Source organism: Pseudomonas sp. LTGT-11-2Z (assembly GCF_003691445.1).
Lineage (GTDB): Bacteria > Pseudomonadota > Gammaproteobacteria > Pseudomonadales > Pseudomonadaceae > Aquipseudomonas > Aquipseudomonas monteilii.
This window is the reverse complement of sequence record NZ_CP033104.1, coordinates 3,928,597-3,953,384: the sequence shown is the minus strand read 5'-3', so window position 1 is coordinate 3,953,384 and position 24,788 is coordinate 3,928,597. Positions and strand designations below refer to the sequence as shown.

23 protein-coding genes and 1 tRNA gene are annotated in these 24,788 nt (G+C 63.7%); 14 read left to right on the top strand and 10 right to left on the bottom strand.

The window, feature by feature from the left end; translation table 11 throughout:
* Positions 1-63 precede the first annotated feature (63 nt).
* The 5 genes from D8767_RS18360 (at position 64) to D8767_RS18340 (ending at position 4,090) form a co-directional block, all read left to right on the top strand.
* On the top strand, positions 64-372 hold the full coding sequence (locus D8767_RS18360) for a PepSY domain-containing protein (protein WP_016714736.1): 309 nt from the start codon (positions 64-66) through the stop codon (positions 370-372).
* A complete protein-coding gene (locus D8767_RS18355) occupies positions 372-686 on the top strand; it encodes a PepSY domain-containing protein (protein WP_016714735.1) in 315 nt (104 codons plus the stop codon). Before D8767_RS18360 ends, D8767_RS18355 begins: the two co-directional genes overlap by 1 nt.
* Positions 687-1,355 carry a response regulator transcription factor gene (locus D8767_RS18350; RefSeq protein WP_016714734.1) on the top strand — a complete coding sequence of 223 codons (669 nt, stop codon included), beginning with the start codon at positions 687-689 and terminating at the stop codon, positions 1,353-1,355.
* A complete protein-coding gene (locus tag D8767_RS18345; RefSeq protein WP_016714733.1) occupies positions 1,352-2,671 on the top strand; it encodes a sensor histidine kinase in 1,320 nt (439 codons plus the stop codon). The genes D8767_RS18350 and D8767_RS18345 overlap by 4 nt, the downstream gene beginning before the upstream one ends.
* Before the next feature lie 264 nt (positions 2,672-2,935).
* Complete coding sequence (locus tag D8767_RS18340; RefSeq protein ID WP_016714732.1) at positions 2,936-4,090, top strand: HPP family protein; 1,155 nt, start codon at positions 2,936-2,938, stop codon at positions 4,088-4,090.
* On the opposite strand, the gene D8767_RS18335 is transcribed toward D8767_RS18340, so the two are convergent.
* The gene (locus D8767_RS18335) at positions 4,064-4,930 is read right to left on the bottom strand and encodes a LysR family transcriptional regulator (RefSeq protein ID WP_016714731.1); all 867 of its coding nucleotides are present in this window, start codon (positions 4,928-4,930) and stop codon (positions 4,064-4,066) included. The genes D8767_RS18340 and D8767_RS18335 overlap by 27 nt on opposite strands.
* A 179-nt stretch (positions 4,931-5,109) precedes the next feature.
* Here D8767_RS18335 and D8767_RS18330 point away from each other — a divergent pair, with 179 nt between their 5' ends.
* Complete coding sequence (locus D8767_RS18330; protein ID WP_016714730.1) at positions 5,110-6,999, top strand: propionyl-CoA synthetase; 1,890 nt, start codon at positions 5,110-5,112, stop codon at positions 6,997-6,999.
* Between the two features lie 65 nt (positions 7,000-7,064).
* Here D8767_RS18330 and zapE read toward each other — a convergent pair whose 3' ends face one another.
* Entirely contained in the window at positions 7,065-8,135 is a 1,071-nt protein-coding gene (zapE, locus tag D8767_RS18325) for a cell division protein ZapE (protein WP_016714729.1), read from the bottom strand.
* Positions 8,136-8,410: 275 nt separating this feature from the next.
* On the opposite strand from zapE, the gene D8767_RS18320 reads away from it, so the two are divergent.
* Positions 8,411-8,485 (top strand) — tRNA-Gln (locus tag D8767_RS18320).
* Positions 8,486-8,587: 102 nt separating this feature from the next.
* Here D8767_RS18320 and D8767_RS18315 read toward each other — a convergent pair.
* Genes D8767_RS18315 through D8767_RS18305 form a run of 3 tightly spaced genes read right to left on the bottom strand, consistent with a single transcriptional unit; the run spans position 8,588 to position 13,715 of the window.
* Positions 8,588-10,975 (bottom strand): response regulator, encoded by a 2,388-nt coding sequence (locus D8767_RS18315; RefSeq protein ID WP_016714728.1) that lies wholly within the window; start codon positions 10,973-10,975, stop codon positions 8,588-8,590.
* Positions 10,976-10,988: 13 nt separating this feature from the next.
* Complete coding sequence (locus tag D8767_RS18310; RefSeq protein WP_016714727.1) at positions 10,989-11,450, bottom strand: response regulator; 462 nt, start codon at positions 11,448-11,450, stop codon at positions 10,989-10,991.
* 15 nt (positions 11,451-11,465) lie between these two features.
* Positions 11,466-13,715 (bottom strand): ATP-binding protein, encoded by a 2,250-nt coding sequence (locus D8767_RS18305; protein WP_016714726.1) that lies wholly within the window; start codon positions 13,713-13,715, stop codon positions 11,466-11,468.
* Between the two features lie 253 nt (positions 13,716-13,968).
* On the opposite strand from D8767_RS18305, the gene D8767_RS18300 reads away from it, so the two are divergent.
* The 7 genes from D8767_RS18300 to D8767_RS18270 all read left to right on the top strand — a co-directional run bounded on the left by D8767_RS18300 (position 13,969) and on the right by D8767_RS18270 (position 20,313).
* Positions 13,969-14,496, top strand: coding sequence for a spore coat U domain-containing protein (locus D8767_RS18300; RefSeq protein WP_016714725.1), 528 nt, complete (start codon positions 13,969-13,971; stop codon positions 14,494-14,496).
* 30 nt (positions 14,497-14,526) lie between these two features.
* Positions 14,527-15,063, top strand: a complete 537-nt coding sequence (locus tag D8767_RS18295; protein ID WP_019098003.1) for a spore coat U domain-containing protein — start codon at positions 14,527-14,529, stop codon at positions 15,061-15,063.
* An 18-nt stretch (positions 15,064-15,081) separates the two neighbouring features.
* On the top strand, positions 15,082-15,615 hold the full coding sequence (locus tag D8767_RS18290) for a spore coat U domain-containing protein (RefSeq protein ID WP_028699338.1): 534 nt from the start codon (positions 15,082-15,084) through the stop codon (positions 15,613-15,615).
* A gap of 3 nt (positions 15,616-15,618) precedes the next feature.
* On the top strand, positions 15,619-16,122 hold the full coding sequence (locus D8767_RS18285; RefSeq protein ID WP_016714722.1) for a spore coat U domain-containing protein: 504 nt from the start codon (positions 15,619-15,621) through the stop codon (positions 16,120-16,122).
* Positions 16,123-16,162: 40 nt separating this feature from the next.
* A complete protein-coding gene (locus tag D8767_RS18280; protein WP_016714721.1) occupies positions 16,163-16,939 on the top strand; it encodes a molecular chaperone in 777 nt (258 codons plus the stop codon).
* 108 nt (positions 16,940-17,047) lie between these two features.
* Positions 17,048-19,345, top strand: a complete 2,298-nt coding sequence (locus tag D8767_RS18275; RefSeq protein ID WP_016714720.1) for a fimbria/pilus outer membrane usher protein — start codon at positions 17,048-17,050, stop codon at positions 19,343-19,345.
* A complete protein-coding gene (locus D8767_RS18270; RefSeq protein ID WP_016714719.1) occupies positions 19,342-20,313 on the top strand; it encodes a spore coat U domain-containing protein in 972 nt (323 codons plus the stop codon). Before D8767_RS18275 ends, D8767_RS18270 begins: the two co-directional genes overlap by 4 nt.
* Positions 20,314-20,365: 52 nt before the next feature.
* On the opposite strand, the gene D8767_RS18265 is transcribed toward D8767_RS18270, so the two are convergent.
* The 5 genes from D8767_RS18265 to D8767_RS18245 all read right to left on the bottom strand — a co-directional run bounded on the left by D8767_RS18265 (position 20,366) and on the right by D8767_RS18245 (position 24,777).
* On the bottom strand, positions 20,366-21,514 hold the full coding sequence (locus D8767_RS18265; protein WP_016714718.1) for a M14-type cytosolic carboxypeptidase: 1,149 nt from the start codon (positions 21,512-21,514) through the stop codon (positions 20,366-20,368).
* An 85-nt stretch (positions 21,515-21,599) separates the two neighbouring features.
* Positions 21,600-22,373 (bottom strand): helix-turn-helix domain-containing protein, encoded by a 774-nt coding sequence (locus D8767_RS18260; protein ID WP_016714717.1) that lies wholly within the window; start codon positions 22,371-22,373, stop codon positions 21,600-21,602.
* 36 nt (positions 22,374-22,409) lie between these two features.
* Positions 22,410-23,642: an MFS transporter gene (locus D8767_RS18255; protein WP_016714716.1), complete on the bottom strand. Its 1,233-nt coding sequence runs from the start codon at positions 23,640-23,642 to the stop codon at positions 22,410-22,412.
* 129 nt (positions 23,643-23,771) lie between these two features.
* Positions 23,772-24,002: a hypothetical protein gene (locus D8767_RS18250; protein ID WP_016714715.1), complete on the bottom strand. Its 231-nt coding sequence runs from the start codon at positions 24,000-24,002 to the stop codon at positions 23,772-23,774.
* Complete coding sequence (locus D8767_RS18245) at positions 23,995-24,777, bottom strand: VacJ family lipoprotein (RefSeq protein ID WP_016714714.1); 783 nt, start codon at positions 24,775-24,777, stop codon at positions 23,995-23,997. The genes D8767_RS18250 and D8767_RS18245 overlap by 8 nt, the downstream gene beginning before the upstream one ends.
* Positions 24,778-24,788 lie beyond the last annotated feature (11 nt).

The following is a 24,788-nucleotide window of genomic DNA, read 5'->3' as shown; positions in this document are numbered from 1 at the left end:
TAAGGACCGGTGGTTAATCTTAACCCCGTAGACAACTTGCACAGTTCTCAGGAGAGAAGCACGATGAAAACCTTGACTGCCCTGTTCACCGCCGCCGCCCTTGCCCTGGGCGCCAATGCCGCCTTCGCCAAGGACGTACAGCCTGACGAAGTGGTCAAACTGGTCAACGCCAAGACCATCAAGTCGCTCGACGAGCTGAAAGCCACCGCCGTGGCCAAGCACCCGGGCGCCACCGTCACCGATTCGGAGCTGGAAGACGAGTACGGTCGCTACATCTACAAGGTCGAACTGCGTGACACGCAGAACGTAGAATGGGACGTGGCGCTGGACGCCAAGACCGGTGAAGTGCTGAAGGACGAGCGGGACAACTGATGATTCACTTACCGCGGCCAGCGCGCTACCTCGCGCTGGCGCTGCTGGCCGTGTGTTCGCTGGCCGCCGCCCGCGACCTTGACCAGGACGAAGCCCTGAAGCTGCGCCAGAAGGGCGTCATCCTGCCGCTCGAACAATTGCTGGAAGCCGCCCTGGGGCGTTACCCCGGGGCGCGTTTGCTGGAGGCCGAGCTGGAAGAGGACGACGATCGCTACGAATATGAAGTCGAACTGCTGACGGCGGACGGTGTGGTGCGCGAGATCAAGCTCGATGCCAGCACCGGCGCCCTGCTCAAAGACGAGGAAGACGACTGAATGCGCCTGTTGCTTGTCGAGGACAATGTACCACTGGCCGACGAGCTGACCACCGGCCTGCAGCGCCAGGGTTATGCCGTGGACTGGCTGGCTGACGGCCGTGATGCGGTGTACCAGGGCCAGAGCGAGCCCTACGACCTGATCATCCTCGACCTTGGCTTGCCGGGCTTGCCGGGCCTGGACGTGCTTGCCCGGTGGCGTGCCGCTGGTCTGGCCACTCCGGTATTGATCCTTACCGCCCGTGGCTCGTGGGCCGAGCGTATCGAAGGGCTGAAAGCCGGGGCTGATGACTACCTGAGCAAACCGTTCCACCCGGAAGAGTTGCAACTGCGCATCCAGTCGCTGCTGCGCCGTGCGCGCGGCCTGGCCAATCAGCCAACCCTGGAAGCTGCCGGCCTGCACCTGGATGAAAGCCGCCAGTGCGTGAGCCGTGATGGCGTGGATGTGCAACTGACCGCCGCCGAGTTCCGCCTGCTGCGCTACTTCATGCTGCACCCGCAGCAGATCCTGTCCAAGAGCCACCTGGCCGAGCACCTCTACGACGGTGAGACCGAGCGGGATTCGAACGTGCTGGAAGTACACGTCAACCACTTGCGCCGCAAGCTGGGCCGCAGCGTGATCGAGACCCGACGCGGGCAAGGCTATATCTACGCGGGGAGCACCGAGTGAAGTCGATCCAGGCGCGTTTGAGCCTTGGCCTGGTCGCGGTGCTGGTGGTAGTCGGCGTGGTCCTGGCGCAACTGACCTTGTGGTTGTTCGAAGCCGGCCTGCAGCGTTACCTGGAAAACGGCCTGCGAAAGGAAAGCGAGAACCTGCTGGTGGCACTGGTGCGCGGGCCATCCGGCCTGCAGCTGGATGAGCGGCGCATCTCGGCGGCGTATCAGCGGCCTTTTTCCGGTTATTACTTCCGTATCGATTTCGACAAAGGCACCTGGCGTTCACGCTCGCTGTGGGACCTGGACATGCCCAAGCCTGCTGCGCCAGGCCTTTCCGACAGCCATGAGCTCGGTCCGGAAGGGCAGCAACTGCTAGCCCTGCGCGCTGACTACCGTCGCCTGGGACAAGACATCTCGATCAGCGTCGCACAGGATTACTCACCGGTGCGTGAGGGCTTTCGGCGCATGCAGCAGATCGGCCTTGGCATGGGCCTGGTGGCACTGATTTTGGTGTTGGTGCTGCAGCGCATGACCGTAACGCGCTCGCTACGGCCGTTGGAGCGGGCGCGCCAGCAGATCGCCCAACTGCAGCAGGGCCAGCGGTCACAACTGGATGCCGAGGTGCCCAGCGAGCTGGCCCCGTTGGTGGGACAGATCAACCACTTGCTTAGCCATACCGAAGACAGCCTGCGCCGTTCGCGCAATGCCTTGGGTAACCTGGGGCATGCACTGAAGACACCGTTGGCGGTGCTGCTGAGCCTGGCGTCCAGTGAGCGCCTGAAGGACTTGCCCGAGGTGCGGGCGCAGATGCGTGAGCAGCTGGAGCAGATTCAGCAGCGGTTGGCGCGCGAACTGAATCGCGCGCGGTTGGCGGGTGATGCCTTGCCCGGTGCGCAATTCGATTGCGAGGCCGAACTGCCGGGGTTGCTGAGCACGTTGGGCATGATCCATGGAGAAGGGTTGCTGCTGGCCAGCGATGTGCCCCCCGGGTTGCTGTTGCCATGGGACCGTGAGGACTTCCTGGAGTTGTTGGGCAACCTGCTGGACAACGCCTGCAAGTGGGCCGACAGCGAAGTGCGCCTCGGCATTGGGTCGAATGCCGAGGGCTATCAGGTATGGATCGATGATGACGGCCCGGGGATTCCCGAGGGTCAGCGGCAGCAGGTGCTGGAGCGTGGTTCGCGGCTGGATGAGCAGGTGGACGGGCACGGCCTGGGGTTGGGCATCGTGCGCGATATCGTCGAGGCCTGGGGCGGGCAATTGTCGCTGCTGGAAAGCCCTCTGGGCGGGCTGCGGGTGAGTATCGAGTTGCCGCGCAAGACTCGGTAGTGCCGGAACTGCAATCTCTTGTGGGAGCGGGTTCAGTGGCTCGCTTGAGAAATATCAGTACTGCAAAAAAATTGCAGTACAGCCGCATTTTTTTGAATTAGCCCAATCTCCCCCCGCCCGGCAAAATCCCGTTCACGAAACCCTGCGGTTTCCATCTCTCCACGGACGGAGCCCCTTGTGCTATTGCACGCGCAATACGAGGCCCAGGCCACCTCGGCTGGGCTTTCTTTTTAATCAGAAAAACCAAAGATTCCGACTACTCAAATGCCTGCCTCGCGTTCCGAAAGTCGTCTGCAGCGGCTGTTGCCGGCGCCCCTGAATATTCCCCCAAAAGAATGGCTGCGTGCCGCTATCGGTGCGTTGCTCGGCCTGTTCCTTGCCGGCTGGCTGACCAGCATCGCCTATGGCCCCGGTATCGCCCTGCATCTGCTTGGCCCGCTTGCCGCCTCGGCTGTGCTGGTGTTTGCCGTGCATTCCGGCCCACTGGCCCAACCCTGGCCGGTGCTGGGTAGCTATGCCCTGGCGGGCGCGGTCGGCCTGGCCATGCGCGAAGGCTTCGGCCCCGAGCTGTGGGTAGCCGCTGCCGCCCTGGGCATCTCGCTGCTGGTGATGTGCCTGCTGCGCTGCCTGCACCCGCCGGGTGGCGGGGTGGCGGTGAGTGCAGTGCTGGCTGACTCAGGGCTGACCGCCATGGGCGACCACCTGCTGGAGCCGGTGCTGCTCAATGCGTTGATCCTGGTAACAGTGGCGATTGTCTACAACCGCCTGACGGGCGTGCGCTACCCGAAAGGCGCGGTGCCGCGCAAAGACCTGCACCACACCCATGACCCGCTGCCCGGCGAGCGGGTTGGCATCCGCAGTGAAGACTTGGACCAGGCCCTGGAAGAGCTGGGCGAGTTCGTCGACGTCACCCGTGACGAGCTGGAACGCATCATCCTCGCCACCGAGCAACACGCCCTGCAGCGCAGTCTCGGCGGTATTACGGCGGCCTCGGTGATGTCCCGCGACGTGCAGTTCGCCACGCCCGATACCACCCTTGAGCAGGCCTGGAAAATGCTCGCCAGCCACCACCTGAAAACCCTGCCGGTATTACAGCATGGCAAGCTGGTGGGCATCGTCAGCCTCAGCGACCTGGTTGGCCCGGCCATGCAGCGCGGCCGTTTCAACTGGCGCGGGCTGTTTGGCCGCAAGGCGGTGCGCATGGAGCAGGTGATGAGCCGGCGGGTGGTGAGTGTCAGCAGCCAGCACCCGTTGGAGCGCCTGCTGCCGCTGTTGTGCGAACAAGGCTTGCACTGCCTGCCGGTGCTCGACGCCGACCAGCTGGTGGGGGTGATTACCCAGACTGACCTGATTGCCGGCCTCAAGCGCCAGTTGCTCAGCAAAGCCGAGGCTTCAGATAGCCGGGTCCCAGCGCTGTGACCAGTCGCTGGCGCCTGCAGCCACCAGCCGGCGCAAGATGGCGAAGGCCTGTTGAAGGGCTTCGCTGTCGCGTTCGCGTGGATACACCAGGAAGGTTGGGTAAGTGAACTCCGGGGCCTGCGGTACCCGCTCGAACACACCGCTGTCCAGGTATGCCTGCACCACCCGCGTGCGGAAGTAACCGCTGCCACCCTGGTCGAGAATGAACTGCAAAGCCAACGGGCCGAGGTTGAAGCTTAACGCCGGGCGCGCGCAATCGGGCAGGGCGGCATCGTGCCGACGGCGGAAAGCCTCGCCCCAGTCGATGTAGATATACGGTTCGGGTTGGTCGACGCGGCGCACGCGGATCAGTTTCTCTTCCATCAACTGTTCCACCTGCAAGCCCGGCCCGTAGGTCGGCTGGTACACCAGCGCAGCGTCCAGCAGGCCCATCTCGACCTTGCGCAGCAGCGACTCGCCGTCGCTCACTTCGCTGCGTATGGCGTGGCTGGGCAGTTCACGGTGCAGGGCAGTGACCCAGTCAAGCAACATCGGGTTACCCAGGCTGACTTCTGCCCCTACATGCAGCACTTGCTGGCAGCCTTCAGGCAGCGGCAGGTCGCGCCGCGCTGCTTCCCAGGTTTGCACCAGCTGGTTGGCATAACTGACAAAGGCCTCGCCGTCGCTGGTCAGGCTGGCACCGTTGCGGCTGCGCACGAACAGCTGGCAGCCCAATTGCTGCTCCAAGCGCTGCACCCGGGCGGTAATGGCCGTCTGTGACACGAACAGGCGTTCGGCGGCGGCGACCAGGCTGCCGCAACGCACGATTTCCAGAAAGGTTCGGGCCTGTTCGATGTCCATGGGCTGCTCGGTGGCTGAAGGGTGGCCTATTCTAGAGGCTTTGCACCGTTATGGGGCGCTTTAGCGTTGTCTGCAAATTTGCAGGTCGGTTGTGACTTTAGTCCCATGGCGGCGCCGTTGTAGCGGTCCATACTCAAGGTTCGCCCTTCAATAACAACAAGTACCGGGTTCCTTTCGCTATGAGCTATCAGCACAGCTACGCCCATTCCATTTCCGACCCTGCCACATTCTGGGGGGAACAGGCCGCGCACCTGGCCTGGCACCGCAAGCCTGCCCTTATCCTTCAAGGCAACGCCGACGGTACCCACCGCTGGTTCGCCGATGGCCGCCTGAACAGTTGCTACCTGGCCCTCGATCACCAGATCGAGCAGGGCCGTGGCGAGCAGCTGGCACTGATTTACGACTCGCCGGTGACGGGCGTGCAGCAGGCCTATACCTACAACCAGTTGCGCGACGAAGTGGCGCGCCTGGCCGGCTTGCTGCGCCAGCTAGGGGTAAACAAGGGCGATGGTGTGATCATCTACATGCCCATGGTGCCGCAGGCGGCCATGGCCATGCTGGCCTGCGCGCGCATTGGTGCGGTGCACTCGGTGGTGTTCGGTGGCTTTGCCGCCAACGAGCTGGCGCTGCGTATCGATGACGCCCGGCCGGCCCTGTTGCTCACGGCATCCTGCGGGCTGGAGTTCGACCGGGTAATTGCCTACAAGCCGCTGGTCGACCGTGCCCTGCAACTGGCCCGGCACCAGCCGCGCAATGTGCTGGTGCTGCAACGGCCGCAGGCACAAGCTGAACTGCAACCAGGCCGCGACCTGGACTGGCAGGCGGCCTTGGCCGGCGCCACGCCGGTCGCCCCGGTCGAACTGGATGCTGGTGACCCGCTGTACATCATGTACACCTCGGGCACCACCGGCAAACCCAAGGGTATCGTCCGGGAAAACGGCGGTAATGCTGTGGCGCTGTGCTATGCCATGCGCCATATCTATGGCATGCAGGCCGGCGATGTGTGGTGGGGCATTTCCGACGTGGGCTGGGTGGTCGGCCATTCGCTGATCGTCTACGGGCCGTTGATGAGCGGCTGCACCACGGTGTTCTACGAAGGCAAGCCGATCCGCACCCCAGACGCCTCGGCCTACTGGCGGGTGGTGGAGCAATACAAAGTCAATGCGCTGTTCTGTGCGCCCACCGCCATGCGTGCCATCCGCAAGGAAGACCCGGAGGGCGAGCTGATCCGCAAGCACGATCTCAGCTCGCTGCGCCAGCTGTTCCTGGCGGGTGAGAAGCTCGACTCAAGCACCCATGAATGGCTGGAGCGGGTCAGTGGCAAACCGGTGCACGACCATTGGTGGCAGACCGAAACCGGCTGGCCGGTCACTGCGCCCTGCGTCGGGCTGGAGGGCAGCGCGGCCAAGCCGGGCTCAAGCAACCGGGCGGTACCGGGCTACCATGTGCGTGTCGTGGATGACGAAGGCCACTTGCTGGGGCCTAATCACCAAGGCTCGATTGTCATTGCCCTGCCGTTGCCGCCCGGGTGCAGCCAGACGCTATGGGGTGACCACGAGCGTTATTTGCAGGCCTACCTGCGCACCTATCCGGGTTACTACCACACAGGCGATGGCGGCTACCTGGACGAGGATGGCTTTGTCTACATCATGGGGCGCACGGATGACGTGATCAACGTGTCCGGGCACCGCCTGTCCACCGGCGAAATGGAAGACCTGGTGGCCTGTCACCCGGCGGTGGCCGAGTGCGCGGTAATTGGTGTGCACGACGAGATCAAGGGGCAGGTGCCGCTGGCGCTCGTTGTGCTCAAGGACGGCGAGGGCATCAGCGAGGCGCAGTTGCTGGTGGACCTGGTGGGCAGCGTGCGCGAGGCAATCGGCCCGCTGGCCTGTTTCAACCGGGTTCGGCTGGTGAAGCGTTTGCCTAAAACGCGGTCGGGGAAGATCTTGCGGGCGGTGCTGCGCAAGATTGCCGACGGGCAGGACTACGTGCCGCCTTCGACCCTGGATGACCCGGCGGTGCTGGGGGAGATCGAGGGGGTGCTGGCGGATTTGCCCAGGGCGGGTTGATGCGCTGACTCTTCTGGCCTCTTCGCGGGGTTACCCGCGAAAAGGCCGTATCAGGCAATGGAGATCTAAGGGGCTACCTGATGCAGTTGCCCCAACCGGCTGCGGGTTCGCATCAGGTCGGCAAGCGGCCCGCCCAGGCTCTCTTCCAGCGGTCGCTTGCCAATCACCGTCACTTGGCGGTCCTGGTCATACAGCACATCCACCAGGTTGACGAAGCGCTGCTGGGCTGCCAGCGAACACTCCGCCAAGTCATCCAGCCCATCAATGATCCACTCATCATACTGCTGCGCCAGCGCCAGGTAGTCGATCACCGCCGTGGCCTTTTCGCACAAGTCGTCAAACCCGAGCACCACCCGCCGGCCGTCGATGGCCAGTGCGCGCAGTGGGCGCTTGTTCACCTCCAGCATCACCGGCTGTTCGCGCGGCACGTTCAGCGCCTGGCGCTGCGCGGCATCGCCTGGCCACACATAATGGCCCTGGGTGAAACGCTGGTGCTCGCGGTTGGCCGGCAGGCTGCGAAAATCCGTATCGCCGCCTACCTCCAGCACTTGCATAGCGCTGTTGATCAGGCGGATCACGGGCAGGAAACGCTCGTGGTACAGCGGGTTGGGCAGCAAGCCCTCAGGGGCGTAATTGGAGGTCACCAGCAGGAACACGCCACGGGCGAACAAGGCGTTGAACAACCGGGTGAGCAGCATGGCATCGCCAATGTCATGCACATGGAACTCATCGAAGCACAGCACCCGGCAATTGCCCACCAGCTCATCGAGTGTGGCGCCCAGTGCATCGTCCAATGCCCGGTGGCGGTGCATGCCCTGGTGCAGGCGGGCAAAGAAGTCATGAAAGTGCAGGCGCAGTTTGGCTTCTACCGGCACCGCCTGGAAAAAGCCATCGAGCAGCCAGCTCTTGCCGCGTCCCACCGAGCCGTACAGGTAAAGGCTGCGTGCTTGCCCTTGTTCGAGCTGTGCCAGTTGTGTGGCCATGCACTGGATCACCCGTCGCTGGCCATCACTCAGCTGGTAACCCCGGCTGCGGGCTTTTTCCTCGAACCAGTCGAGCAGTTCACTGTGGTTGGCTTCGGCGCCACGCAGGCGTTGGCCAAGCTGGCGAAGTGGGGCGGGGATCCAGGCAGACAAATGCACAGCTCCTTGGGTGATGGCGGGGCAGCGTGCAGCTTGCCCGAGGGCGGCCATTTTGACTAATACGGAAAGTGGCCGGCAATGATCGCTTCATGCGATAGGTCTGGCATCAGCGCGGGTGAAAATGACTAACTCGCTGTTTTCTGGCAATTTTTTTTCATCAGGGGCTTCACAGATCAAAACTTTGTTGTTAAAGTGCCGCGCATTCCAAGACAACAACCCAGTTGTCACTCAGTTGGAATTGTCAGAGCAGCAAGCGCTGCATCCGATACAGGGGCGTCGCCAAGCGGTAAGGCAGCAGGTTTTGATCCTGCCATGCGTTGGTTCGAATCCAGCCGCCCCTGCCATTTTTCAGCTTCAAACGTATATCACCCGGTGCTTAGAAAGATGAGCGCTGGGTTTTGTCGTTTTTGCGCGATGTCTGTAGAGCGGCCTTGTGCCGCTCTCAACTAACCTGCAATCCCCAGCATTTCATTCAGCACCCTGGCCAGCTCATCCGCCTGCACGGGCTTCTGGATGACCACGCTGCGCGGTAATTCCAGGCCCTGCAACTCCGCATAACCGGTAAGAAACACCACCGGCAGGTGCGGGTAGCGGTCACGGGCCGCCAGCGCCAACTGCGCGCCGTTGAACTCGGGCATGGCGAAATCGGTAAGCAGCAGGTCGATTTCCCCATCCAGCAGGACCAGGGCCTGTTCGCCGCTGTGCGCCTGGCGCACCTGGTAGCCGTACTGGCGCAACACGTCACCCAGCATGTCGCGCACCAGGTGGTCATCATCCACCAGCAGCACCGTACGGTTGCGGCCACTGTCGCTGACCGGCTGCCTGAGCAGCGGTACGGCCGGTTCGCTCATGGCCTGCTCCTTGACCGCCGGCAGATACACCGCCACTTGCGTGCCACGGCCAGGTACGGTGTCGATGCGCACGCCGCCCCCGGACTGTTTGGCAAAGCCGAACACCTGGGCCAGGCCAAGGCCGGAGCCCTTGCCGATGTCCTTGGTGGTAAAGAACGGCTCGAACACCTTGGCCAGCACGTCTTCGCTCATGCCGCAGCCGGTATCGCGGATGCTCAGCATCACGTATTCCCCAGGCTCCGGGTCTTCGGGGCGCTGTGGGCGGGTATCGATGCAGGTATTGTGAGTGGTCAGGGTCAGCTGGCCACCATCGGGCATGGCATCGCGGGCATTGATCGCCAGGTTGAGGATGATCATTTCGGTCTGGGTAGGGTCGGTCAGGGCCTGCCACAGGGCCGGGTCCAGGTCCAGGCGTACCGAGATGTTACCGCCCAAGGTGCGGCTTAGCAGTTCTTCCAGGCCGGCCAGGGTGCGATTGAGGTTCAGCGGCACGGGTTCCAGGCGCTGACGGCGGGAAAACGCCAGCAGTTGTGAGGTCAGCTTGGCGCCACGCTCGCCGGCTTCGCGGATGTGCGTGAGGCGCGTGCGGGCTTTGTCCAGGTTGGCCTTGGCCAGGTCGCGCTCGAGAAAGCTGGCGCCGGTGAGGATTACCGTCAGCAGGTTGTTGAAGTCGTGGGCCACGCCTGCGGTCAGTTGGCCGACCGCTTCCAGCCGTTGCATCTGTTGCAGCGCCGCCTCGATGCGTTCGCGCTCGTTGATCTGCTCGCGCAGGCGCGTGTTGGCTTCTGCCAGGCCAAGAGCGGCTTCGCGCTCGCTGGTAATGTCACGCGCCACCACGTAAAGCAAGGTGTCCTCGGGCACCACCACCCACGACAGCCAGCGCTGCTGCCCACCGGCGTGCTGGATGCGCCCGACGAAGCGGGCACTGGTGCGGCCGTGGGCGAGGGCGGCCAGCTCGGTAAGCAACAGTTCCTGGTCGTGCTCGGGCAGCAGGTGCAGCAAGGAGGACTGGCTCAGGCGCTCGCGGGAGAAGCCCAGGCTGGCTTCCCAGGCAGGGTTGAGTGCGACTGGGGTCAGGTCTTTGTTGAGCACGGCCAGCAGGTCCTGCGACAGCTCCCAGGCGCGGTCGCGTTCACGGGTGCGGCGTTCCACCCGCTCGCCCAGCATCTCGTTGAGCTGGCGCAGCGCCTGGGTGGCCAGGCGCTGGGTGTGGATGTCCTGCAGTACGCCGGAAAAACGCACGCACTGGTCGTTGACGAACTGGCACTGGCCGCTGCTAAGCAACCAGCGTGGCTCCAGCCCGTTGGGTTGGGCAATACGGAACTCGACCCGGTAGTGGCCCCCGCTTTCCGGGCGCATGGCGTGCTCAACCGCCTCGCGCACCAGTGGCAGGTCGTCGGGGTAGATGCCGGCGTAGAACACGTCAAGGCTCATTTCGGTGCTGGTGGGCAGGCCGAACAGCGTCTTGCAGCGGTCGTCCCACAGCAGCAGGCCTTCTTGCGGGCGCAGGTCCCAGGTGCCCATGCCGGCGGCGTCGATGGCGATGCGGGCACGGGCTTCGACATCTGCCAGTGCCTCTTCGGCGCGGCGCCGGCGCTGGCGTTCCTGCACCTCGGTCAGGGCCCGGCGCACGGCCTTGGGCAGCAGCGGCAAGTTTTTCTTCAGCACATAGTCGGTGGCGCCGAGGCGGATCATTTCCACCGCGTGCTCTTCGCCATAGATGCCGGACAGGAAAATGAACGGTACGGCTGGCGCCAGGCGTTGGGCGATGGCCAGCACCTCGGTGCCGGACGAGCCTGGCAGCACGCAGTCGCACAGGATCAGGTCATAGTGGGCCTCACGCAGGGCATGTTCGAAACCCGCATGGTCGAACACCAGCCGGTGCTGCACATTCAGCCCGCTGCGCTCCAGGCGCATCAGGGTCAGCTCGGCGTCCATCGAGCTGTCCTCGACCATCAGTATTTTCAACGGCGTTTGCTGCATCGTTGCGGCGGCCTCAGTTGCTACCGCGACGGTTCAGCCGCAGTGAGCCGGGTGGCGGTTCGTTGAGCACTGCCCAGAATACCCCGAGGTCGGAGATGGCGGCGACGAATTCCTTGAATTCCACCGGTTTGACCACATACGCGTTCACCCCCAACTCGTAGGCGCGCAGCAGGTCAGGCTCCTCCCGCGAGGAGGTCAGCATGACGGTGGGGATGCTGCGCAGTTCAGGTGTGGTACGTACTGCCTTGAGCACTTCCAGGCCATCGACCTTGGGCAGTTTCAGGTCCAGTAGCAGCACGGCAGGGTTGCCGTCGTCGCGATCGGCATAGGCATTGCGGCGCAGCAGGTAGTCCAGGGCATCGGCGCCGTCGCGCAGCACGATGACTTCGTTGGCCAACTGGCTACGCTCCAGGGCCAGCAGCGTCAGCTCCAGGTCCCTTGGGTTGTCTTCGACCAGCAGGATGGGTTTAAGCATGGTGATAGTGGTGCCTCAGGTGGATGCGGTGTGGTGCGGTAAGGTGAAGTGGAAGCTGGCACCCTGGTCGATCTGACCAGTGGCCCAGACCCGGCCGTCATGGCGCTCGATGATACGACGTACGCTGGCCAGGCCAATCCCGGTGCCTTCGAAGTCCTCCATGCGGTGCAGGCGCTGGAACACCCCGAACAGCTTGTTGGCGTAGGCCATGTCGAAGCCTACGCCATTATCGACGATGATGATTTCGGTTTCGTCAGGGTGCTGTACCGCGCGGATGCCAATGTGCGCGGGGTTACGGCCACGCGTGTACTTGATGGCATTGGCGATCAGGTTGTGCAAGGCCATGTTGATGAATGCCGGATCGCCGATCACCTTGGGCAGTGCAGCAATGTCCCAAACGATTGCGCGGCCTTCGTAATCCGGTGCCAGCTCGCTGCGAATCGCATCGACCAGCGTGTTGAGGTCGACGTCGGACAGGCGCAAGGCCGAGCGGCCCATTTGCGAGAAGTTGAGCAGGTTGTCCACCAGGCTGCCGGCGAAGTGCGCCGCTTCTCCGATATGCTGAAGGTAGCGCTTGCCGCGTTCGCTCAGACCCTGGCCTTCGATTTCGCCGAGCAGTTCGGTGTAGCCGGCGATGTGCCGCAAGGGGGCGCGCAGGTCGTGGGACACGCTGTATGAAAATGCTTCAAGCTCCTTGTTCGAACGGCGCAGTTCGCCTGCCAGTTGCGCCAGCTCTTCGGCCTTGCGCAACACAATGCCCAGCACCGCGCTGCGCAACTCCATCACGCCCTCGATCTCCAGCGGGTCCCAGGGCTCGCAGTAGTCGCGCAGTTCTTCCTGCCAGCGTTCGAAACTGTGCCGCGGGTCGAGGTTGCCCTGCGGCCCGGCCTGCTTGGTCGGCTGGCCAGCCCAGTTCACCGTGCGCACCTGCTCGGGGCGGAACCACAGCAGGTAGTGCGAGTGGATCTGCGAGATGGCCACCGCCAGCACACCGCCGACATGGGCGGCCAGCTCGGGCAGGTCGGTGATGTCACGGCGCAGGTTGTCACTGTGGAACACAGTGTCTGCACCGCGCTGGCCAAGCCAGTGTACCAGCGCGGTCACCTGGGCTTCGGGCGGGGTCTTGCCGATCAGGTCGCAGCGTTCGGCCGAGATCACGGCGGCACCCTGGGCACCGGCAAAGGCCAGTAGCACATGGGGCAGCTCGCGCAGGCCGTCGCTGACGCTGTCATGGTCGGCCATGGACGAGATCATGCGCACGATGTGTTGGCGCAGCGCCAGCAGCTTGCGTGTGCTGGCATGCGCCTCGCGGGACTCGATCTGCAGCGACAGCACGCTGGCCAGCAGCTCGCAGGCCGTGCGGGTACGCAGGTCCACTGCACGCGGCTGCTGATGGTGGCAGGACACCAGCCCCCACAGTTCACCATCGACCACGATCGACAACGACATCGACGCCAGCGTGCTCATGTTGCGCATGTATTGCAGGTGCACCGGTGACACGCTGCGCAGCGTGGCAAAACTCATGTCCAGTGCCTTGCCGGTACGCGGGTTGGTGGCCGGATGCAGGGGCGAGGGTTGGTAGTTGGCGTCTTCGATCACGCGGATGCGGTTCATCCGGTACAGCTCGCGCGCCTGGCGCGGGATGTCTGCAGCCGGGAAGCATAGGCCCAGATAACGGGGGTAGCCCGGGTCGGCCACCTCGGCCAGCACCTGGCCGTTGCCATCGGCATCGAAACGGTACGCCTTGACCCGGCCAAAACCGGTGATGCGCTTGAGTTGGAGCACCGTTTGCTGCAGCAGGTCTTCAAGGCTGCTGGCCGGCTGAAGGCTGCCAACGAAGCTGCGCACCAGTGGGTAGTAGTCGCCTTGCCCGGCCAGGTCCGGCGGCAGGCGTGGGGGTTCGAGCTCGGCCACCAACACGTCGTCGTGACAGTGCACCAGCAGGTGCAACGGGGTGCTGAACGGCGCGCCCTGGCGCAAGCGCACGTCGCCAATGTGAAAAGGGAAGACTTCATCGTCGGGTATGCGCGCGAGCTGCGCGCACAGGTCAAAACCGTCGCTGACCAGGTGGGTGAATTGGCAACCGATCAGCTCCCGGGCTGGCAAGCCCAGCCACTGTTCGACATTTTCACTGGCCTGCAGCACGCACAGGTCGGTGGCATCCAGCACCAGCAAGAAACCGTGGGGCTGGATGCTGCTCGGCACGTGGATCGGTTCCCGGGCACAGCGTTCCATGGCTTCTTCCAGCGTGTTGTCTGCAGTCATCAGTGAAAACGCTCCTGTCTTGTCCGTCCCTGTATGGCACAGGATGAGGTGTGTCACCCTAACAGAAATCCAGCAGTTTTACCGGCCTCTGGCCATTGGAGGCACTGGGTAGCGAGGGGTTCTACGCGGGGCTGGTTTTTTTTGACGGAGCGGTATCGCTTTATCGCTAATACAAAAAAATGGCTTGATGCCACCACGGTCGTGCTGCCTCGCTGCTACGCTCAGACCAGGCAGTTTCGATAAGGATAATAAGGTGACGGAGCGCTTGGTGGCCGCGCTGTTGGGCCTGTTGTTCAGCGGCAGTACCGTGGCAGCGGATTTTCTCGTGGAAGTGCGGGTGCTGGTGCAGCGTGGCTGCATGCTGGTTACCCAGGCACGCGATGCGGGAGCTCAGGCGCTGGGGCGGATCGACCTGGGTGCGACGGCTCGCCTGGACGGCCCTGGCGCGCCTTTGAGCGGGGTTTTGCTGAGCCAGCGCCCGCCGCGCCTGGAGTGCAACCCGGGCACCCCTTATCAAGTGCGCGTCGACGGCGGCCAGCATGGCGGCGTTGGCGAGCTGCGTTACCTGGCCAGCGACGACCGCACCGCACGGCCCATTCCTTACCGCTTGTACCGCGATGCTGCCTGGCGCGACCCCTTGGAGGTTGGCGTGGCCCAGTCGGCGCGGGTGCCAAGCAGTGGCTCGGTCGAGCTGCCGCTGTATGCGCGTGTCGACAAATTGGCCTGGGTGCCGAATGCAGGGCTGTACGCCGACCTGCTCAAAGTCACGGTCACCTGGTAGGGACGCCGCCATGCACAAGGACGCCATGCCATGAACCGTACTTCCATCCTGTTACTCACCCTTGGGCCATTGCTGGTAACTGGCGGTGCGGCGCACGGCAGCACCACCGGTTTCATCCAGGCGCGGCTGGTGATCAGCGCGGCCTGCCAGATCAGCAGCAACGACACTCAACCGGCCGTACTGGGTAACCCGGGTCTGCTGGATTTCGGTGAACGTGGCCCGAATTGGGACCAGCCGCTGCGCAGCCGGGTTGACGAAGCAAGCGGCGAGGGCAGCCTGCAGATCAGTTGCACGCCTGAGGTACGGGCGTTCAACGTGCGGATCAACGGTGGCCTGAATGGCGACGACGGCATTCGCCGACTGAGCAACGGCCGTGAACTGATCCCTTATCAACTGGCGGTCGACCCGGGTGGCAACAGCCGCTACGCCATCGGCCAGGCACGCGCCTTCACCATCAACAGCACCCGGCAGATCCCGATTCCCATCTACGGAGTGGTAGTGGCGCAACGTCGCGCGCTGCCGGCCGGGCTGTACCGCGACACCCTCAGAGTGACCCTGGACTGGTAACTACGCAAGGAGACTCCGATGCGAACGAACCTATCATGCTGCATGCTTGCAGGCCTTGGCCTCGCGCTGGCCTCCCAGGCCCAGGCGGCGACGGTAACCGGGAATATCACCTCGACGTTGACCCTGATTGCCGCGTGCCAGGTCAACGGTAGTTCGGGTACATCAGGGCTTAACTTCGGTGCCTTGGACTTTGGCACCCAGGATGCCCTGTTCACTAGCGCAAATGCCCAGGTACTGGGGGGCGGGGGCGGCGCCATGAGCATTCTGTGTTCGGCCGGTACGGTGCCGGTGGTCAAGGTACGTGCGGGCCTGCACGACGGCCAGTCGAGCGGTGGCACGCGTGCCCTCGCTGACGGCGCTGGCAACTTTGTACCTTACGACCTGTATACCGACTCGGGGCGTACAACGTTGCTGGCAATCGACGGCACCATCACCCTGCCCACCAGTACGGGTGTGGCCCAGACCGTCAACCTGTACGGCAAGGCCGTGGGCAAGGCGGGTTTGCCTGCTGGGGTGTACAGCGACACGATTTCGGTTGAGCTGTCGTTCTGAACCATGCGCCGCTGGTTGACGTGGGGCCTTACGGGCACCGGTTTGCTCCTGGCTACACCGTTGAGCGCGGTGACTACCAGCACCTTCACCGTGACGGCACAGATTGTTGCCGGTTGCCTAGTGGTGGGGGGCGTCACCAGTTATGGAACGCTGGACTATGGTACGCAGTCTGCGTTGTCCACCAGCACCCTGAGCACCTCGCTGGGTGGCACCACGGTCACGTTCCAGTGCACCCCCGGCGTTGCCATGAACATGAGCGTGGATGGTGGGCAGAACAGTGCGAGTGGCACGCGCAACCTCAAGCGCACGAGCGGCACGCAGCTGCTGGCCTACCAGCTTTACCGGGACGCGGCCTACAGCCAGACGTTGGGCATCGGCACGAGTGTGGCCGTGAGCTATTCCGACCCGACAGCGATCAAACTGCCGGTCTACGGGCGGGTTCAGCTGAGCGGCACGCTGCCAGCGGGGACCTACACCGATGTGGTGCAAGTGACGGTGACCTGGTGAGTGCCAGCGCCACCAACGACACGTGTCTAAGGAGAGTTGCATGCGGCAAGGCGCGAAGTGGGCGCATGGATTGATCGGGTTATCGTGGCTGGCGAGCCTGCCAGCCGGAGCGGCGACTTCGGTGCTGATCTGGCCGATCGACCCGGTGTTGGAGGCTGATCAGAAGGCCGGTGCCCTGTGGCTTGAAAACCGCGGCACGGCGCCGGCCAACCTGCAGGTACGGGTATTCGCCTGGCGCCAGGGCGATTATCAGGAACAGTTCCAGGCACAGCGTGAAATCATCGGCAGCCCGCCGGTGGCCAACATCGCCCCTGGGCAAAAGCAGCTCATCCGCCTTACCCGCACCGGCCCGTCACCGGCCGGTCAGGAGCAGGCCTACCGCATCATCATCGACGAAATCCCGCCCGCCATTCCTGTGGACAAGGCCGAGCCAGGCGCCACTGCGGCAATTCGCCTGCAGATGCGCTATTCGGTGCCTCTGTTCGTCTACGGCGAAGGCCTGTGGGGCAAGGCCGACACCGAGGGCAGGCGCAATGCCGAGGGCGTTGGCAAGCCGCAACTCACCTGGCGCCCGGTGACCGTGCAGGGCAAGCCCTACGTTGAGCTGCGCAACACAGGCCCGGTGCATGCGCGCCTGACCGATGTGGTGGTGCAGCAAGGCAGCCAGAGCAAACCGTTGGCCGAGGGCTTGCTGGGCTATGTGCTGCCGGGTGCGAGCATGCGTTGGCCGGCACCCGTGGCGCCCGGCAGCACCAGCGTGCTCAAGGGCCGGGTCAACGGCCAAGGCTCGGCGGACGCCATCCGCCAAGGCCAATGAGCCAGCAACTGAATGCAGTGCAGGGGCCAGGGAGGACCCGGCAATGGTTGGAAACCGTGTGTGAAATGGCTAACGGCGACGACGCGCCGCTGGTGCCTGGGGCTGGCCATGGCTGGCCCCAGCCTGGCGCTGGCCGACGACCTGCCTCCGCCGCCTACGGAGATGTCCGCCACCGCCGATGCCACGCTGTACCTCGACCTGCTGGTAAACCAGATGCCCAGGGCTGAACTGGTGCCGGTGCAGCAGCGGGCCGGGCAGTTGTACCTGGACAGCGAGGTGTTGCGCGCGGCCGGTATTTCGCTGCCGGGCAACCCCCAGGGCGAAGTGGCACTGGAAGGCATCGCAGGGTTGCACACCGACTACGACAGCCAGAACCAGCGCTTGCTGCTGCAGGTGCCGCCGGCCTGGCTGCCCGATCAACAGGTCGGCGACCACAACCTGTACCCGGCCAGTGATGCCCGCAGCAGCTTCGGCGCCTTGTTCAACTACGACCTGTACCTGAACGACACCGATGATGGCGGTACCTACCTGGCCGCCTGGAACGAGCTGCGCCTGTTCGACAGTTGGGGCACGTTTTCCAGCACCGGGCAGTGGCGCCAGTCGTTCAATGGCGCACAGGCGGATGCAACACGCCAGGGGTTCATGCGTTACGACACCACTTGGCGCCTTACCGACGAGCAGCGCCTGCTCACGTATGAAATGGGTGATTTTGTTAGCGGTGCCTTGCCCTGGAGCAGTTCGGTACGGGTAGGGGGGCTTCAGTTGTCGCGTGATTTCGGTGCACGCCCCGACCTGGTGACGTACCCGTTGCCGGCATTCGCGGGTGAAGCGGCGGTACCGACGTCGCTGGACCTGTTCATCAATGGCTACAAGTCCAGCACCACCGAGTTGCAACCGGGTCCATACACCTTGACCAATGTCCCCTTCATCAATGGCGCGGGGGAAGCGGTGGTGGTCACTACTGATTCTTTGGGACGGCAGGTGTCGACCACTTTGCCGTTTTACGTCACCAGTAGCCTGCTGCAAAAAGGCCTGTCGGACTATTCGATGGCGGCAGGTAGCTTGCGACGTGATTACGCCGTGCGCGATTTTGCTTATGGCCCAGGCGTGGCTTCGGGCAGCCTGCGCTACGGGCTCAGCGACACCTTCACTTTGGAAACCCATGCCGAAACCTCCGAATCGCTGATGCTCGGCGGCCTGGGCGGCAACATGCGGCTGGGCAACTACGGGGTGCTCAACGCTGCCTTGGCGCAAAGCCGCTTCGACGGCGAGAAGGGCCACCAGGTCGCCTTGGGTTACCAGTACAACAGCCAGCGCATCGGCTTCAGCTACCAGCGCCTGCAACGCCATGGCGATTATGCCGACCTGACGCGGGTCGATTCCCCGGACATGCAACTGAGCAAAAGCAGCGAGCAGGTCACCCTGAGCCTCAACCTGAACGAGTACGGCAGCATAGGTGCCGGCTATTTCGATGTGCGCGCCGGTGACGGCACGCGGACCCGTCTGATCAACCTGAGTTACAGCAAACCGTTGTGGGGCAGCAGCAGCGTGTACCTGTCGGCTAACCGCGAAGTGGGTGATAGCCAGTGGGCGGTGCAGGCGCAGCTGGTGATCCCGTTCGACCTGCACGGCACCCTGGCGTTGAGTATGGAGCGGAGCAAGGAAGGCGAGCGCCTGCAACGGGTCAACTACAGCCATGCGGTACCGGCCGGCGTCGGCGTTGGCTATAACCTCGGTTACGCCGCAGGCAGTGACCGCGATGCCTACCGCCAGGCTGACGTTACCTGGCGGCTGCAATCGGTGCAGTTGCAGGCCGGGGTGTATGGCAGCAGCGGCGAGATGACCCGCTGGGCCGACGCCAGTGGCTCGCTGGTGTGGATGGATGCGGGCGTTTTCGCCGCCAACCGCATTGACGATGCGTTTGTGGTAGTGAGTACCACAGGTTATGCCGATGTACCGGTACGCTACGAGAACCAGGAAATCGGCCGTACCGATTCCAAAGGTCATTTGCTGGTGCCATACAGCAGCGGGTACTACCGCGGCAAGTACGAAATCGACCCCATGGACCTGCCACCGGACGTGCTTGCTGCTGAGGTTGAACAGCGCGTGGCGGTGCGCCGGGGCAGCGGTTATTTGCTGGAGTTCCCGCTCAAGCGTGTGATGGCGGCCAGCGTCGAGCTGGTGGACGGCAACCAGCAGGTGCTCAAGCTGGGCAGCCGGGTCACCCACGAGCAAAGTGGCAGCCAGGCCGTGGTGGGTTGGGACGGATTGGTGTACCTGGAGAACCTGTCGGAGCACAACCGCCTGCAGGTGCAGATCGAAGGGGGCGGGCAGTGCCAGGTGGCCTTCGACCTGCCCGAAGCACAAGGCTCGATACCCTTGATTGGCCCGTTGGTGTGCCGATGAGTGGCTGGCTGCGTGTCCTGTGGGCGAGCGTGCTGCTGTTGCCAGCGGGTACCTCCTGGGCCCTTTGCTCGTCGGTAGCAACGTTGCCAGCAGCGTTTGGCAGTCTGAATTCAACGCAGGTTCGCACCACGGTGCAGACTGCGTCGACCCTGAACTCTGGTTTGCAGTGCACAGGTTCATTACTGACCTTGCTCAGCAGCAGTGATCATTTCTACGCGACGATAACGCCTGCCTCGGGCGGGTTGGTCGGCCCTACAGGCGATGTCATTCCTTATACCCTGTACGCGAACAACACGACCAGTTACCCGATCACCCGGGGGGTGGCCTACGACTTTGCCCGCAACGGTATTATCGACCTGTTGGGGTTGCTCGGGGGCACTACACCCAAGGCAGTGCCTATCTACATGCGCACGCAGATCGGTAGCAACGTTGCAGCAGGGTTGTATCAGGAAAACCTGACCGTGGCCTGGAGCTGGGATTACTGTTCGGGGATTGGCGCGCTTGGAATATGCCTGGGGCGTGACGTTGGTTCGGGCACCAAGACCTTGAACGTGAGCCTGACCGTGACCAACGATTGCCAGATTACCACCCCCGACATCAGCTTCAGCAGCGCGCCGGTGGTCGCAGGGTTCGGTACGGTGAGCCAGAGCCTCAACGTGTCGTGCACCAAGGGCAGCAACTACACCGTGGGGCTGGACGACGGGCAGAACGTCTCCGGTGGCCGGCGGCGAATGAAGTCATCGGCCAACAACTACCTGGCCTACGACATTTTCAAGAGTGCCGGGACGGTGCGCTGGGGCTCATCGGGGGCGGCACGACGTGCCAGTACCGATGCAGACGTAAACCCTGGGGCGGGTACCGGCACTGGGAGCCAGCTGTTCAACTATAACGCCAAGGTCTACACGGACCAGCCTACGCCGCCAGCGGCGACCTATTCCGACAGTGTGATACTGGATGTGCAGTTTTGACAAAGCCTGACGCGGTCCTGCAAGAGGGCCGCGTCAGTTGCAAAGGCAGGGCTCAGCGTAAATCGCCCACCATCTTCGCCAACGTTTCCAGCACCGCCCCGGCCAGTGCCTTCGACCGCGCCCCCGACCACCCGGTAACCGCATCGGGCGCGTCGTCATGGTCCTTGAACGGCATCTCCAGTGTCAGTGACAGGCAGTCATGCGCCATGCCCACTGCGTTGCAGGCCAGCGTGGTATTGGCCTGCCCTGGCTTGTCACGGGTGTAGCCATGCACGGTCTGGAAGTCCCGAGTCAGGCTGCACAAGGTGCTGCGGAACTGCTCCTCGAGCGTTGCCAGGCGTGGCGTGTAGCCCGGGTTGCCCTCACAGGCAGCGGTGAATACGTGGGGGATCTCTTCATCGCCGTGTACATCGACAAAGGCGTCCACCCCGTACTGCTTCATCTGCGCTTGGGCAAAGAACACCTCCGGGGTCAGCTCGACGCTGGCGTCCAGCCAGGCGCGGTTGAGGTCCTTGCCCTTGAAGTTGGTGCGCAGGTGGCCGAGGAAGGCGCCGTCCGGGTTCATGTTGGGGATCAGGTAGAGGTCGGCCTTGGCCAGTAACTGCTGGATTACCGCATCGTTGGCCTGCAGGCGATCGATTACCCCTTCCATGAACCATTCGGCCATGTGCTCGCCCGGGTGCTGCTGGGCAATCAGCCACAGCTTGCGCTTGCCAGTGGCGCCATCGCCAGCGCGCAGCAGCGGAATGTCGCGGCCCTGTACGCTTCGGCCGCTGGCCAGCAACTCGACCCCTGGCAACTGGCGAGCACGTTCGATCAGCTGGTTGTGACGGGCGCGCGAGTAGGGCTCGAAGTAGGCGAACCAGATCTGCTCCTGCTCCGCTTTCACTTCGAACGACAGCGCCGTGCCGTCGAACTGACTGGGTACGCGGAACCAGGTGTTCTGGTCGTAGCTGGCCACTGCGTTGTAGCCGCTCCAGGCATTTTTGTACGAGGAGCCCGATGCGTTGTCGAGACTGAAGCGATGGACCTGGCCCGGGGTCAGCCCACTGACCTTGAAGTGGAACCACTGGTAGTGGCCGCTGTGGGTGTCGGGGCGGATGGCCAGGTGCACCTGGGCCGGGTTGCTGGCGTCCAGCACCTGAATGTTGCCGGAATCGAAAGCGCAGTCGATCTGCACGGGGGACAGCGTCACGGTCATGGGCCGGGCTCCTTATCGGGCGTTGTTGTAGGGGTACTGTACACGGCTTGGCCCGGTCCACGCCAAAATCGCACCGGCCTGCAGGTTATTTGAAGAACTGGCTCGGTGTGGTGCCGAACTGGCGCTTGAACATGCTGGCGAAGGCACTGGGGCTGTCATACCCCAGCGCCCCCGCCACATCGATGATCCGCTCGCCCTGTGCGATCCGCTCAAGTGCCTGCATCAGCCGTGCCTGCTGGCGCCACTGGCCAAAGGTCATGCCGGTTTCCTTGCGGAACAGGCGCTGGATGGTCTTTTCATCTACGCCCAGTTGCAAGGCCCAGTCAGCCACGGTGGCGTTGTTATCAGGCCTTTCGTGCAAGGCCGAGCAGATGGCCTTCAAGCGGCTGTCGCTGGGTTGCGACAGCTTCAGCGGCAAGGTTGGCAGTACGCAGATTTCGTCGAGGATCAAGCGCATTACCCGGGCCTCACGCGAGTCCTCGGCAAAGGGGGCGGTAAAGCCCACCGAGGCTTTGATCAGTTCGCTGAGCAGCGGCGAGATGCTGATGGCCTTGCTCTGCAGGGGCAGGCCCGCTGCCGCGTCGGTGCGCACGAACACACTGCGCATCTTCACGTCGCCAACACAGCGGATGGCGTGAACCTGGCCGCAGGGCATCCACACACCGCGGCTGGGCGGCACGGTCCAGCATTCGTTACCGGACTCGACGATCATCAAGCCTTTGATGGCGTAGATCAGTTGATGCTTGGCATGCCGGTGGGGTTCGATGAACCAGTTCGTAGGGTAGTCGGTCGCACGGCTCCCGACTTCCCAGGTCCATTCATCGACCTCCACCAGCAATTCGCGCTGCGGCTTTACCATCGTGACCTCGTGTAGATGCAGCCAGGCAGCGCCACTTTAGCAGCAACGGCTCGGCCGGGCCTGCGAGCGGGTGGCCGGCAGCAGCGCGGTGGCCAGCCCGAGCAACGGCAGGAACGCGATGGCCTGGTACACCCACTCGATGCCATGCCGGTCGGCCAGTTCGCCCAGGCCGGCGGCGCCGATGCCGCTGATGCCGAACATCAGCCCGAACATCACCCCGGAGACCATGCCGACCCGCCCTGGCACCGCCTCTTGGGCATACACCACCAGGGCCGCGAAGGCCGAGGACATCACCAGGCCAATGGCCACGGCCAGTACGGCTGTCCAGGCCAGGTTGGCATGGGGCAGAGCCAGGGCGAAGGGGGCGACGCCAAGGAACGAGACCCAGATCACCGCCTTGCGCCCGATGCGGTCACCCACCGGGCCGCCGGCAAAGGTCCCCAGCGCCACGGCTGCGAGGAACACGAACAGGTACAGCTGGCTGTGTTGCACGCTCAGGCCGAAATGCTCGATCAGGTAGAAGGTGAAGTAGTTGGTGAACGAGGCGATGTAAACGAACTTGGCGAACATCAGCACGGCTACCACGGCCACTGCGCGCCACATGGCACCCCGCGACAACCCGGGCGCTTGCTGACCGGCGAAAGTCTTGAGCCGGGCCTGGCCGTGGCGCACGCTCCAGCCTGTTACCCGCAACAGCACCCATACTGCCAGTGCAGCCGCCAGCATGAACCAGGCAATGGCCGGCTGGCCGTGCGGAATGACAATGGCGGCGGTGAGCAGCGGGCCGAGGGCCGAGCCAGTATTGCCGCCAACCTGGAAGGTGGATTGCGCGGTTCCGAAGCGCCCGCCGGAGGCCATCCTGGCCACCCGCGAGGCTTCGGGGTGGAAGGTAGCCGATCCCACGCCAACCACTGCGGCGGCCAGCAACAGCATTTCATAGCTGCCGGCAAAGGCGAGCAGGGCGATGCCCACCAGCGTCACCAGCATGCCGGCGGGCAGCAGGAAGGGTTGTGGATATTTGTCGGTGAACAGGCCGACCCAGGGCTGCAGCAGGGAGGCGGTCACTTGGTAGACCAGGGCGATCCAGCCGATCTGGGCAAAGCTCAGCGCAAAATCGCTTTTCAGCATGGGGTAGATCGATGGCAGCACCGCCTGGATCAGGTCGTTGAGCAGGTGGGCGAATGCAGCAGCACCGACGATGCGGACCACAAAGCCCTGAGGCTGGTCGGCAGGCGTGGTCGAGGCTACGGAGGCAGCGGAGGTTGTCATGGGCAAGGTTCTTCTGTGGCAAGGGAGCAAGGCATTGCCGCAGCAGGTTAGCCAGTGCCCGGGTTGCCTGTCTCACGCCGAACAGGCAGCCACTGCCGCGTTTCGGGCATCCGTGCCCGCAAAGCCCTTTTAGCGTTCGTGCCTGGCCATCCAGCGCAGCAATGCCGCAATCGGTATGCTGCGGTGAACCTCGTGTCGGTAGGGCTTACCTTCGGCGCTGTAGCGCTCTCGATACCGGCTAATGACCAGGCTACGGCCATCAGCCGATAGCCGCGCCTCCAGTTCATGCAGCAACAGGGGTTGCCGGGCGGCACCTTCCAGGCGCCTGAACAGCAGCATGGCTGCCTGGGCATCATTCATGGCCGGTTGCCTCCGGGCAATGGGCTTGCCATGTTCCAGGTTTGCCTGCCTTGCCTTCTGCCACCAGGTTGCTGCGCTGCTGGGCGGTGTAGTCGCGCATTGCCAGGTAGTAATCGGGCCAGGTGTGCAGCAGATCGGTCAACGGCAGGGTGGCGGCGCGCCCATCCACGATGTGCCCGGCAGTGGCCACGGTCGTGAGGGTGGCAACCGTGTCGCTGTTATCGCCGAACGGGTCCACGGCCATGCTCAATACCTTGCCGGTAGCGTCGCGCACGTTGTGCGTACCCAGTAATGGCAGCTCGACGATGGGGCCATTGGCGATGCCCCAGACGCCGAAAGTCTGGCCAAAGTCTGAGCGGTGTTGGCTCAGCCCCATCTTCCCGGACACATCGACCAGGCCCGCCACACCCAGGGTGGTGTTGAAGATGAAGCGTGAAAGGCTGGTCATGGCCCGTTCGCCGTTGCCCTGCAGCAGGTCGTTGACGAACACCTTGGGCTCGCCGAAGTTGTTGGCAAAGTTGTGCACGCCCTGCCGGGCAAAACCAGGCAGCGCGGTGTAGCCGCGGGCGATGGGGGTCAGCAGGTAGTCATCGACCGTGCGGTTGAAGGCAAATACTGCGCGGTTGGCGGGTTCCGCCGGATCGCTGACTTGATAGGCCACAGGGCCGCAGGACGAGGCGGCAGGTGCGCGCTGGCTGCAGCCTCCGGCTGCGAGCAGCGACAGTGCCAGCGCAGCAGAGCGCGCCGAACGGGAGACGGATGATGAGCGGGACATAGGCACATTCC

What these genes read in the sequence shown, in the direction of transcription:
- D8767_RS18280 (WP_016714721.1), top strand. Translation starts at nt 16,163, where the DNA reads ATGCGGCAAGGCGCGAAGTGGGCGCATGGATTGATCGGGTTATCGTGG.
- D8767_RS18350 (WP_016714734.1), top strand. Translation starts at nt 687, where the DNA reads ATGCGCCTGTTGCTTGTCGAGGACAATGTACCACTGGCCGACGAGCTG.
- D8767_RS18270 (WP_016714719.1), top strand. Translation starts at nt 19,342, where the DNA reads ATGAGTGGCTGGCTGCGTGTCCTGTGGGCGAGCGTGCTGCTGTTGCCA.
- D8767_RS18295 (WP_019098003.1), top strand. Translation starts at nt 14,527, where the DNA reads ATGAACCGTACTTCCATCCTGTTACTCACCCTTGGGCCATTGCTGGTA.
- D8767_RS18250 (WP_016714715.1), bottom strand. Translation starts at nt 24,002, where the DNA reads ATGAATGATGCCCAGGCAGCCATGCTGCTGTTCAGGCGCCTGGAAGGT.
- D8767_RS18255 (WP_016714716.1), bottom strand. Translation starts at nt 23,642, where the DNA reads ATGACAACCTCCGCTGCCTCCGTAGCCTCGACCACGCCTGCCGACCAG.
- D8767_RS18260 (WP_016714717.1), bottom strand. Translation starts at nt 22,373, where the DNA reads ATGGTAAAGCCGCAGCGCGAATTGCTGGTGGAGGTCGATGAATGGACC.
- D8767_RS18245 (WP_016714714.1), bottom strand. Translation starts at nt 24,777, where the DNA reads ATGTCCCGCTCATCATCCGTCTCCCGTTCGGCGCGCTCTGCTGCGCTG.
- D8767_RS18285 (WP_016714722.1), top strand. Translation starts at nt 15,619, where the DNA reads ATGCGCCGCTGGTTGACGTGGGGCCTTACGGGCACCGGTTTGCTCCTG.
- D8767_RS18310 (WP_016714727.1), bottom strand. Translation starts at nt 11,450, where the DNA reads ATGCTTAAACCCATCCTGCTGGTCGAAGACAACCCAAGGGACCTGGAG.
- D8767_RS18340 (WP_016714732.1), top strand. Translation starts at nt 2,936, where the DNA reads ATGCCTGCCTCGCGTTCCGAAAGTCGTCTGCAGCGGCTGTTGCCGGCG.
- D8767_RS18335 (WP_016714731.1), bottom strand. Translation starts at nt 4,930, where the DNA reads ATGGACATCGAACAGGCCCGAACCTTTCTGGAAATCGTGCGTTGCGGC.
- D8767_RS18330 (WP_016714730.1), top strand. Translation starts at nt 5,110, where the DNA reads ATGAGCTATCAGCACAGCTACGCCCATTCCATTTCCGACCCTGCCACA.
- D8767_RS18290 (WP_028699338.1), top strand. Translation starts at nt 15,082, where the DNA reads ATGCGAACGAACCTATCATGCTGCATGCTTGCAGGCCTTGGCCTCGCG.
- D8767_RS18360 (WP_016714736.1), top strand. Translation starts at nt 64, where the DNA reads ATGAAAACCTTGACTGCCCTGTTCACCGCCGCCGCCCTTGCCCTGGGC.
- D8767_RS18305 (WP_016714726.1), bottom strand. Translation starts at nt 13,715, where the DNA reads ATGACTGCAGACAACACGCTGGAAGAAGCCATGGAACGCTGTGCCCGG.
- D8767_RS18355 (WP_016714735.1), top strand. Translation starts at nt 372, where the DNA reads ATGATTCACTTACCGCGGCCAGCGCGCTACCTCGCGCTGGCGCTGCTG.
- D8767_RS18275 (WP_016714720.1), top strand. Translation starts at nt 17,048, where the DNA reads ATGGCTGGCCCCAGCCTGGCGCTGGCCGACGACCTGCCTCCGCCGCCT.
- D8767_RS18265 (WP_016714718.1), bottom strand. Translation starts at nt 21,514, where the DNA reads ATGACCGTGACGCTGTCCCCCGTGCAGATCGACTGCGCTTTCGATTCC.
- D8767_RS18315 (WP_016714728.1), bottom strand. Translation starts at nt 10,975, where the DNA reads ATGCAGCAAACGCCGTTGAAAATACTGATGGTCGAGGACAGCTCGATG.